The sequence below is a fragment of the Streptomyces fildesensis genome (assembly GCF_016107395.1).
In the GTDB taxonomy this organism is placed as follows: domain Bacteria; phylum Actinomycetota; class Actinomycetes; order Streptomycetales; family Streptomycetaceae; genus Actinacidiphila; species Actinacidiphila fildesensis.
The window spans coordinates 64,151-74,174 of the sequence record NZ_JAAIKO010000043.1 but is presented as its reverse complement, the minus strand read 5'-3'; the positions used below and the strand labels follow the sequence as shown (position 1 = coordinate 74,174).

At 68.6% G+C, this 10,024-nt stretch carries 9 protein-coding genes and 2 pseudogenes; 6 read left to right on the top strand and 5 right to left on the bottom strand.

All coding sequences use genetic code 11. The features are described 5' to 3' along the window. From C6N31_RS35005 to C6N31_RS34985, 5 genes and pseudogenes are all read left to right on the top strand, one after another. Positions 1 to 292, top strand: a pseudogene (locus tag C6N31_RS35005) (hypothetical protein); the annotation flags it as partial. A gap of 1 nt (position 293) precedes the next feature. Beyond that, entirely contained in the window at positions 294 to 656 is a 363-nt protein-coding gene (locus C6N31_RS35000; RefSeq protein ID WP_198359015.1) for a hypothetical protein, read from the top strand. Between the two features lie 88 nt (positions 657 to 744). Next, complete coding sequence (locus C6N31_RS34995; RefSeq protein WP_381586305.1) at positions 745 to 2,565, top strand: DnaB-like helicase N-terminal domain-containing protein; 1,821 nt, start codon at positions 745 to 747, stop codon at positions 2,563 to 2,565. A 221-nt stretch (positions 2,566 to 2,786) separates the two neighbouring features. Continuing rightward, entirely contained in the window at positions 2,787 to 3,023 is a 237-nt protein-coding gene (locus C6N31_RS34990; protein ID WP_198359013.1) for a helix-turn-helix transcriptional regulator, read from the top strand. Positions 3,024 to 3,127: 104 nt separating this feature from the next. Further along, a complete protein-coding gene (locus C6N31_RS34985) occupies positions 3,128 to 4,393 on the top strand; it encodes a tyrosine-type recombinase/integrase (protein WP_198359012.1) in 1,266 nt (421 codons plus the stop codon). Positions 4,394 to 4,502: 109 nt separating this feature from the next. On the opposite strand, the gene C6N31_RS34980 is transcribed toward C6N31_RS34985, so the two are convergent. From C6N31_RS34980 to rpsB, 5 genes are all read right to left on the bottom strand, one after another. Continuing rightward, a complete protein-coding gene (locus C6N31_RS34980) occupies positions 4,503 to 5,489 on the bottom strand; it encodes a phosphatidate cytidylyltransferase (RefSeq protein WP_138356735.1) in 987 nt (328 codons plus the stop codon). A 118-nt stretch (positions 5,490 to 5,607) separates the two neighbouring features. After that, positions 5,608 to 6,165, bottom strand: a complete 558-nt coding sequence (gene frr / locus C6N31_RS34975; RefSeq protein ID WP_138356740.1) for a ribosome recycling factor — start codon at positions 6,163 to 6,165, stop codon at positions 5,608 to 5,610. Positions 6,166 to 6,267: 102 nt separating this feature from the next. Continuing rightward, entirely contained in the window at positions 6,268 to 7,065 is a 798-nt protein-coding gene (pyrH, locus tag C6N31_RS34970; protein WP_138356736.1) for a UMP kinase, read from the bottom strand. A 154-nt stretch (positions 7,066 to 7,219) separates the two neighbouring features. Further along, a complete protein-coding gene (gene tsf / locus C6N31_RS34965) occupies positions 7,220 to 8,056 on the bottom strand; it encodes a translation elongation factor Ts (RefSeq protein ID WP_138356737.1) in 837 nt (278 codons plus the stop codon). A 98-nt stretch (positions 8,057 to 8,154) separates the two neighbouring features. Then, complete coding sequence (gene rpsB, locus C6N31_RS34960; RefSeq protein WP_138356738.1) at positions 8,155 to 9,099, bottom strand: 30S ribosomal protein S2; 945 nt, start codon at positions 9,097 to 9,099, stop codon at positions 8,155 to 8,157. Between the two features lie 273 nt (positions 9,100 to 9,372). Here rpsB and C6N31_RS34955 point away from each other — a divergent pair. Then, positions 9,373 to 9,939: pseudogene (locus C6N31_RS34955) on the top strand (M23 family metallopeptidase); the annotation flags it as partial. Between the last annotated feature and the right edge of the window lie 85 nt (positions 9,940 to 10,024).

The following is a 10,024-nucleotide window of genomic DNA, read 5'->3' as shown; positions in this document are numbered from 1 at the left end:
CACGGTGCTGGCCTACGCGCTGGCAGCCCGGTACTGGCGCACCGACCGCCGCGAAACCCTCGCCTACGACCGGCGCACCGTCGAGCGACACGAGGACCACCGGCACATCGAGACCGTAGAAGTCATCAGGGCCCGCGCCCAGGTCGAAAGCGCACAAGCCGGGGGCGCCTACGCCACCGCCCTGGCCGCAGCCCTCACCGCCCGCGCAGCTCTGCCCGGCTTCGACCCGGCCGCCCTCACCCGCTCGGGCCTGCCGGAACTGCCCGCCACCCACACCACCCGGGAGCACTGACATGACCGCAACCCGCTCGCCGCAGGACAACGCGCATACCGCTGCCGAAGCGGTCCGCACGTTCAACCACGCCACCTTCCCGGGGAACCTGCTCTACCCCGTGCAGGCGTATCACAGCGTCGCCGCGTTCAAGGTCATGGCGCAGCGCCTGCCGCAGTCCTTCGATCAGACCAGCCGCGCCCTGAACCGCCTGCACGCCGATGGCTCCCTTACCGCCGACTACGGGCGGGTGGCCGATCACGTAGGCGAGGCAGAAGCCGCGCTGGCCGAAGCCTCCCGCTACGCCGGCATGCTCGCCGACGCACTCGACCGGGCCCACAACGCGCTCTCGCCCATCGGCTACAGCGACGACACCGACAACTGAATACGCCCGGGGCGACCGCCCGCTCTCGCCAAAGATGCGCGGTCGCCCCGGCTCACTGCCCGTTCGACAGAACAGGAGCACTCCCAGCATGACCCAACGTCGTACCAACCGGGAGGACCCCGACCGGGGCACCACCCGGGTACTGCACGCTGTCGACGACGCATCGATGCATCGCGTGCCTCCTCAGGACCTTGAAGCCGAACAGTCGGTGTTGGGGGCGATGCTGCTGTCCGTCGATGCCATCGCCGATGTGGTGGGCATGCTGGACGCAGGCGACTACTACCGTCCCGCGCACGAAATCATTCACCGCGCGATCTGCGACCTGTACCACGACGGACAGCCTGCAGACCCCATCACGCTGACCGACTACCTCACGCGGTGCGGCGACATCGACCGTGCGGGCGGGGCGCCCCACCTGCACACCCTCGTCAACGCAGTGCCCACCGCCGCAAACGCCGAGTACTACGCGGAAATCGTCCGAGAGAAAGCCGAGCGGCGACGCCTGATCGAAGCCGGGACCCGGCTCGCGCAGATGGCGTCCGCGCCCGACACGGACCCCGAGACGCTGCGCGCCGCCGCACTGGCGGAAGTCACCGAACTCACCACCCACCGCCCCGCGGTACTGCACGACGACACTCCGGACGACGACGCCAGCACCGCCGTACCAAACCCGCTGTATGACGCTCAGCCCGGTGTCCGCCGGCCGCAACGCCCCGGACCCACCCCGCATCCGGACGTGTTCTGTGGATGGCTTGGGGAGACCGTCAAGCGGCTGGACGCCAGCACGGAGGCTGACCCTGTCGCGATCCTGGTCAACCTGATCTCCGCCGCAGGCGCCATCATCGGGCGCCGCCCGCATCTGTGGGTGGGCAATGACCGGCATCCCGCGCTGGTGTGGGCGCTGACCATCGGTGCCACCTCCGCAGGCCGCAAAGGCTCCGCTACCTCCACCGCGCGGCGCCCTTTGTCGGTGGCGTTCCCGGAGTTCTTTGGGCCCGACCACACCCCGCGCGGCCTGAACTCCGGTGAAGGGCTTATCGAGTACGTGAAAGACGACGCGCGCGACGACGCCTCGCCCGCCAGTTTGGACAAGCGGCTGTGGGTGGTGGAATCCGAATACGCCGTGACCATGAGCCGCGGCCGGAGGGAAGGCAGCAGCCTTCCCGGGGTCCTGCGGCAAGCCTGGGACGGGGAAGACCTCGGGTCGATGGTGCGGGAGTCGATGAAGGCCACCAATCCGCACATCGCGATCCTCGGGCACATCACCCCGCTGGAGTTCCGCTCCAAGATGCAGGACTCCGAAATGGCCGGCGGAACCTACAACCGGTTCCTTCCGATCTTCTGCCACCGCAACCTCGTACTCCCCGAATCCCGGGGAGCGGAGCCGCAGCTTATCGACAGCCTCGCCCAGGACTGGCGGGCGGTCCTCAACGACGCGGCCAACGTTGATGAAGTGCAGGTCGATGACGATGCACGGGCGCTGTACCGGGATGAGATCTATCCCGCGCTGACCGATGACGAGACGGAAGGCGCGCTGGCGGAGTTCACCGCCCGCGCCGCCCCGTACGTCCAACGCGTCGCCATGGTCTACGCCCTGTGCGACCACAGCGACACCATCCGCATCCAGCACATGCACGCGGCCTACCGCCTCATCCAATACGCCCGCGCCTCCGCCGCACACCTGCTCGGGACCACATCCGCCAATCCCAAGGTCGACAAGCTCGCCACCGCCGTACGCAAGGCAGGACCCGACGGGCTGACCGGGGCCGATATCCAGCGCCTGTTCAAGAAGGACCGCAAGAACGAACGCGATGGACTCGTTGCCGCGCTGCTCGACCAGCCCGGGTACATCCGGCGCCAGCGGCCCACCGCAGGACGCTCCACCACCGTTCTCGCCTACACGGGCTAGCCGGAAAGGTCCGGAAAGGTCGCAAAGCCCAGTGACCTGCGGAAACACCCGTCCGGAAAGGGGTCCGCTAGGAGGTCCGGAAAGTCTGCGCCTTCCAGCGGCCGAACTTAGCGGACCCCCTGGCGGACCCCTTTCCGCCCCATCAAAACCGCAGGCCACAGGGCTTTCCGACCTTTCCGGACCTTTCCGCCCCACTCCACACCCCGAGGAGACACCGAACCATGGCAGCGCCCACCACGAGTGACCCGCGTACCGCCCTGCGCTCCGGCCTCCCGGACCGCTACCTCACCCCCGAAAACCTCGTAGCCCTGCTGGGGCTGCCCAGCGTCGAGACCGTCTATGGATGGCGCCGTAAGCGGGTCGGTCCGCCCGGATTCCGCGTCGGCCGGCACCTGCGCTACGACCCCGCCGCCGTCCAAGCGTGGGTGGCTGGCCGCATGGCGCTGGACGCCATGTAACGCCCCTCCCACACCGCAGATCGGCCGGACAGCCACAAAGGTTGTCCGGCCGATCTGCGCTCACGCCCTGATGATCACCGCCACGTCGAAAGGATCAGCTCACCATGGCTGGCCACATCCAAGACCGCTGGTACAAGACCGAAAAGACCGCCGATGGAAAGACCGTCCGGGTCAAGAGCGACCGATACGGTCTCGGGCTCCGCTACCGCGCCCGGTACATCGGGCCGGATGGCACTGAGAAAAGCCAGTCCTTCCCCGACAAGCAGAAGCGGCAGGCCGACGAATGGCTGTCGCTGATCGAGGCGGACATGTCGCGCGGGCGGTACATCGACCCGCGCGAAAGCCGCATCACCTTCCAGCAGTACGCCGACAAATGGTTGGCGTCGCAGACCTCGGATCTGACGACCCGGTACGCGGCGGAGACACGGCTACGGCTGCACGCCTACCCGTACATCGGTGGCCGCCCGATGGGCTCCTTCCAACCCGCGCACATCCGAGCGTGGGTAAGGGCGATGGAGGAGGCCGGGGTCACGGGCGGATACGCACGGGTCATCTTCGCCAACGTTCGCACGGTGCTTTCCGCCGCTGTGGATGACGACTTGCTGAGCCGCAACCCGTGCGGTTCGCGTTCGGTCAAAGCGCCCAAGGGCGAGGCGAGGCGTGTCGCCCCCTGGGAGCCGGAGCGCGTGTTCGCGGTGCGGGCCGCTCTGCCGGAGGGCTTTCGCCCGATGGTGGACTTGGCCGGCGGATGCGGGCTCCGACAGGGCGAGATCATCGGCTTCGCCGAGGACGCCGCCGACTTCGCAACCGACACCGTTCATGTGGTTCGGCAGATCAAGATGATTGCCGGCAAGGCGGTGTTCGCACCTCCCAAGGGCGGGAAGCTGCGGGACGTGCCGCTGTCGGCGGCTGTCGCTCAGCGGCTGCGAGCGCACATGGAGCGATTCCCGCCGACGCCGGTCACCCTGCCATGGCTGACACCGGACGGACCGGAGGTGACGCACCGCCTGCTGTTCAGCAACGGCACGAGCGGGGTGGCTTACCGCAGCAACTTCAACATGTTCGTCTGGAAGCCCGCTCTGGCCGTAGCAGGGGTCATCCCCATGCCTGAGAAGGGCAAGGCGTACGTCTCGGCACGCGAGCACGGCATGCACGCGCTGAGGCACTTCTACGCGTCCGCGCTTCTGGACGCTGGCGAGAACATCAAGGCGGTGAGCCAGTACCTCGGGCACAGTGATCCCGGCTTCACGCTCAGGATCTATACGCACCTCATGCCGAGCAGCCAGGAGCGGACCCGGCGGGCCATCGACAAGCTGTATCTGGGGTCGGCCGACCATGATCACGGCCCAGGGACGGCCCAGGCGGCATAAACAAGAGCCCCATCAGCGGGAAACCGCTGGTGGGGCGCACGTTCGCCATTCCAGGAGAAAGTTCTCCGGGTACAGGCATGGTCCTACCAGTGTCGCAGACGCGCGGAGGTCAGCCGGTCCCCACGAAGACGACCATGAGCAGCCAGACCACCGGGGCCGTGGGGAGGAGGGAGTCGAGGCGGTCCATGATGCCGCCGTGGCCGGGGAGGAGGGTGCCCATGTCCTTGATGCCGAGGTCGCGCTTGATCATGGATTCGCCGAGGTCGCCGAGGGTGGCGCTGACTGCTGCGACCAGGCCCAGGATCAGGCCCTGCCACCATTTGCCGTCGTCGATCAGGTACTGCATCGACAGGGCGCCGGCCGTCATGGCGAAGGCGATGGCGCCGAAGAGGCCGGCGCGGGTCTTGCCGGGGCTGATGCGCGGGGCGAGGAGGCGGCGGCCGAAGCGCCAGCCGACGGCGTAGGCGCCTGTGTCGCTGATCACGGTGAGCAGCAGGAAGACGAGGACCCGCCAGGGGCCGTCGTCCGCGGCGAGCATCATCGACACGAAGGTGGCGAGGAACGGCACGTAGAAGGCGGCGAAGATGCCGGCGGTGACATCCCGCAGGTAGTTCTCCGGCGGCTCGGTCATCCGCCAGACGAGGATGGCGAGCGAGGTGAGCGCCATGGCGACCCACGCGCCCTCGGCGCCGCGCGCGTAGCCCGCGACGACCATGGCGACCCCGCCGACCGCGAGCGGTACGAGCGGGATGCGGATGGACTTCTTCTCCGCGAGCCGGGAGGTGAGCTCCCACAGGCCGACGACGACGGCGAGCGCCACCACACCGACGAAGGCGGCCTTGACGATGAACAGCGACGCGACGATGACCGCGCCCATGCCGACGCCGACCCCTATCGCGGCCCGCAGGTTGCGACCTGCGGACTTCTTCACGGGCGGGACGGGTTCCGGTTCCGGTGACGGCTCAGGCGGCATACGACGAGTCTGCGCTGCGTCGAGCGCATCCTGCGCGAAACCCGCCGAGCCGTCGCCCGGTCCCCCCGCCGGCGTTTCCCAGTGGCCGGAGCGCGGCGTGGCACTCCAGGAGGAGTCGTTCACTGAGTTTCGCCTCGCGTTGTTGTTCCGGACCAGGCGTCCGGCCTGGTGTTCTGGCGGGGGGTGCGGGGGTCACCCCCCGGGAGAACGAACGGTCGTACCGCGGTGTCGCAGCGGTCCGTCAGACCTCGAGCAGCTCGGCTTCCTTGTGCTTGAGCAGCTCGTCGATCTGGGCCGTGTACTTGCTCGTCGTGTCGTCGAGCTCCTTCTCGGCGCGACGCACGTCGTCCTCACCGGACTCGCCGTCCTTGACGAGCTTGTCGAGGGTCTCCTTGGCCTTGCGGCGGATCGCGCGGATCGAGATCTTCGCGTCCTCCGACTTGCTCCGCGCGACCTTGATGTAGTCCCTGCGGCGCTCCTCGGTCAGCTGCGGGAACACCACCCGGATGATGCGGCCGTCGTTGCTCGGGTTGACGCCGAGGTCCGAGTTGCGGATCGCCTCTTCGATGTTGCGCAGCGCGCTGACGTCGAACGGGGAGACCACGGCCATCCGGGGCTCCGGCACCGAGAAGGACGCCAGCTGGTTGATGGGCGTGATGGCGCCGTAGTACTCGGCCACGATCTTGTTGAACATCGCGGGGTGCGCACGGCCGGTGCGGATCGCGGCGAAGTCGTCCTTCGCGACGATGACGGCCTTCTCCATCTTCTCCTCGGCCTCGAGGAGGGTCTCTTCAATCACCATGTGCTCCTGGTTTTCAGAAGGCAGAGCCTGGCCCCTGCGCGCGTCTTTCCTGCACGGTGTCCGACCGGCAGCCTGTTGTCCATCCCCGGGTGCGGGCGGTTAGCCCCGCGTGCCCTGGTCGTTGACGAGCGTGCCGATCTTCTCACCCTTTACGGCTCGCGAGATGTTTCCCTCGGCGAGCAGCTCGAAGACGAGGATCGGCAGCTTGTTGTCACGGCACAGGGTGATCGCGGTGGCGTCGGCGACCTTGAGGTCCCGCGAGATGACCTCGCTGTACTCCAAGGCGTCGTACTTGACCGCGTCCGGGTTGTGCTTGGGGTCGGAGTCGTAGACCCCGTCGACCCCGTTCTTGCCCATGAGCAGCGCCTGGGCGTCGATCTCCAGGGCGCGCTGGGCGGCGGTGGTGTCGGTGGAGAAGTACGGCATGCCCATACCGGCGCCGAAGATGACGACGCGGCCCTTCTCCAGGTGCCGCACGGCGCGCAGCGGGATGTACGGCTCGGCGACCTGGCCCATCGTGATGGCGGTCTGCACGCGGGTCTCGATGCCTTCCTTCTCCAGGAAGTCCTGGAGGGCGAGGCAGTTCATGACGGTGCCGAGCATGCCCATGTAGTCCGAGCGGGCCCGGTCCATGCCGCGCTGCTGGAGCTCCGCGCCACGGAAGAAGTTGCCGCCGCCGATGACGATGGCGATCTCGTAGCCCTCTTGGACGACGGCCGCGATCTCGCGGGCGATCGCGTGGACGACGTCCGGGTCGACGCCCAGTCCGCCGCCTCCGGCGAAGGCCTCGCCGGACAGCTTCAGCAGGTACCGGCTCCGCGGAACCCCGGTGCCGGACGCGGTGCCGGTCCCGGAGTCGCTGGCCTTGTCGGCGGCCTTGTCGGCGCCCTCATCCATGGAGATCTCCTCATGCGCGTACGAAGAAGGCCATTGCCGTGGGTCCACATGGGTTCCCTCTACGGCAATGGCCTCCTCGTCACTACTGCGGTCGGCCGGCGGGCGGCCGACCGCGTCCGACCCTAGCGGGGTCGTCGGTCATTCGCTGGCTGGCTCAGACACCGACGCGGAAGCGCGCGAAACGCTTCAGCGTGACACCGGCCTCGTCCAGAACCTTCTGGACGGTCTTCTTGCTGTCCTTCGCGAAGGACTGCTCGAGAACGGAGTTCTCCTTGACGTAGCCCGTCACACGGCCCTCGACGATGCGGGCGAGCGCGGCCTCCGGCTTGCCCTCCTCGCGCGCGGTGGCCTCGGCCACGCGGCGCTCGTTCTCGAGCACGTCGGCGGGGATGTCCTCGCGGGACAGGAAGAGCGGCGAGAACGCGGCGATGTGCTGCGCGACGTCCTTCGCGACCTCGGCGTTCTCCTTGTCCAGCTCGACCAGCACGCCGACCTGCGGGGGCAGGTCCGGGCTGGTGCGGTGCAGGTAGGAGGCGACGTAGCCGTCGGTGAACTGCGCGAAGCGGCTCAGCACGATCTTCTCGCCGAGGGTGGCGTTGGCCTCGTCGACGAACGCCTGGACGGTCTGGCCGTCCTTGATCTCGGACGCGAGCAGCGTCTCGAGGTCGGCGGGCTTGGTGGCGGCGACGTGCGCGGCCAGCGCGTCGGCGACGGTGACGAACTTGTCACCCTTCGCGACGAAGTCGGTCTCGCAGTTGAGCTCGAGGAGCACGCCCTCGGAAGCACCCTCGGCGATCAGGGAGACGACGGCACCGTTGGAGGCCGAACGGCCTTCGCGCTTGGTGACGCCCTTCTGGCCCTTGACACGGAGGATCTCGACGGCCTTGTCCAGGTCGCCTTCGGCCTCTACGAGAGCGTTCTTGCAGTCCATCATGCCGGCGGCGGTCAGCTCGCGGAGCTTCTTGACGTCAGCGGCGGTGTAGTTCGCCATGGTCGTTGAGTCTCTTCCCGATGAGAGTCGGTTGATCTACGGGTGAACGGCGGGGGCCGGAGCCCCCGCCGTCGTCACACGTACTGGAAGGCGGAGCCTCAGGCCTTGTCAGCCTCAGCGTCGGCGGCCGGGGCCTCGACGGTCTCGGCGGCGTCGGCCACCGGGGCCTCGGCCTCGGCGACAGCCTCGACGACGGTCTCGGCCGCGGCGTCGGCGACGGCCTCGGTCTCAGCACCGGTCTCGACCGGAGCCTCGGTCTCGTCCTTGGCCTTCTCGCCCTCGAGGAGCTCGCGCTCCCACTCGGCGAGCGGCTCGGCGGCGCCTTCGGCCTTCTTGTCACCGGTGGCGGCACCGGAGCGGGCGATGAGGCCCTCGGCGACGGCGTCGGCGATCACACGGGTGAGCAGGGTGACGGAGCGGATCGCGTCGTCGTTGCCCGGGATCTTGTAGTCGACCTCGTCGGGGTCGCAGTTGGTGTCGAGGATCGCGACGACCGGGATGCGCAGCTTGCGCGCCTCACCGACGGCGATGTGCTCCTTCTTGGTGTCCACGATCCAGACGGCGCTGGGCACCTTCTGCATCTCGCGGATACCACCGAGGGTCTTCTCGAGCTTGTCCTTCTCGCGGGAGAGGACCAGGAGCTCCTTCTTGGTGAGGCCGGAGGCGGCCACATCCGTGAAGTCGATCTCCTCGAGCTCCTTCAGGCGCTGCAGGCGCTTGTAGACGGTCGAGAAGTTCGTGAGCATGCCGCCCAGCCACCGCTGGTTGACGTAGGGCATGCCGACGCGCGAGGCCTGCTCGGCGATGGCTTCCTGCGCCTGCTTCTTGGTGCCGATGAACATGATGGAGCCGCCGTGGGCGACGGTCTCGCGGACGAACTCGTAGGCGCGGTCGATGTACGACAGCGACTGGAGCAGGTCGATGATGTAGATGCCGTTGCGCTCCGTGAAGATGAAACGCTTCATCTTCGGGTTCCAACGACGGGTCTGGTGACCGAAGTGGACGCCGCTTTCCAGCAGCTCCCGCATCGTGACGACGGCCATGGCCGCGCTCCTTGAGGACTCGGTTATCGCGGCGGCCGGACGGCCGTCGCGCCTGACGCCCCGACGCGCCGTGCCACGAGGGACCGAGGGGCGCGGCCACCCTTCACGAGGAAGTCGGTGGCGGGGCGTGCGAAGTCGACCCGGTGACCCGGATCGCCAGAGAAAGTGTACGTGACCGGCGGAGTGCGGAACGACAGCTTCTTCGGCCACCGGTTTATCCACAGGCCGCATTCATGATCGTCTTTCGCGGCCGGAATACGGGACCGTCGGAGCATGGTCGCTTCCCCGGTTCTTCCTTTCGTTCTGCCCTTGTGGCTCTCGCTCCTCGCCTCGCTGGCCTTCGCCGTACCGCTGCCGGTCGCGAGTCCCGGCGGGCCCGCCGGGGTGGCGTCGAACGGGGCGGCCGGGGTGCCTTCGCCCGGGGCGCTCGGGGAGCCTTCGCCCAGCGCCCGGAGCTGGCCGGTCGACGGCGGCTCGGGTGGGGCGGGGAGTGGGACGGCGGGTGGGGCTGCGGGCGGGCGGCCGGTGGTGGAGCGCGCTTTCGAGCCACCCGCGTCTCCGTGGGGCCGTGGGCACCGAGGAGTGGATCTCCGGGCGGGACCGGGCACTCCGGTGCGGTCAGCCGCGCCGGGGAGGGTGTCGTTCGCCGGCCGGGTGGCCGGCGTCGATGTGGTCTCGGTCCTGCTGCCGGGCGGTCTGCGCACCACCTATGAACCGGTACGGGCCCAGGTCGCGGTGGGTGACGAGGTGACCGCGGGCCAGGTGGTGGGAGTGCTGGAGCGCGGGCCGTGGCACTGCCCCGCGGGCTGTCTGCACTGGGGGCTGCTGCGCGGGGACGTCTACCTCGACCCGCTGACCCTGCTGCCCGACTGGATGAAGCGCGCCGGCCGGTCCCGGCTGCTGCCGGTGTTCGGCGTTCCCGAGC

Bases quoted from the DNA above. Each gene is read 5' to 3' on its own strand.
- C6N31_RS35000 (WP_198359015.1), top strand. From the start codon at position 294: ATGACCGCAACCCGCTCGCCGCAGGACAACGCGCATACCGCTGCCGAA.
- C6N31_RS34995 (WP_381586305.1), top strand. From the start codon at position 745: ATGACCCAACGTCGTACCAACCGGGAGGACCCCGACCGGGGCACCACC.
- C6N31_RS34990 (WP_198359013.1), top strand. From the start codon at position 2,787: ATGGCAGCGCCCACCACGAGTGACCCGCGTACCGCCCTGCGCTCCGGC.
- C6N31_RS34985 (WP_198359012.1), top strand. From the start codon at position 3,128: ATGGCTGGCCACATCCAAGACCGCTGGTACAAGACCGAAAAGACCGCC.
- pyrH (WP_138356736.1), bottom strand. From the start codon at position 7,065: ATGGATGAGGGCGCCGACAAGGCCGCCGACAAGGCCAGCGACTCCGGG.
- tsf (WP_138356737.1), bottom strand. From the start codon at position 8,056: ATGGCGAACTACACCGCCGCTGACGTCAAGAAGCTCCGCGAGCTGACC.
- rpsB (WP_138356738.1), bottom strand. From the start codon at position 9,099: ATGGCCGTCGTCACGATGCGGGAGCTGCTGGAAAGCGGCGTCCACTTC.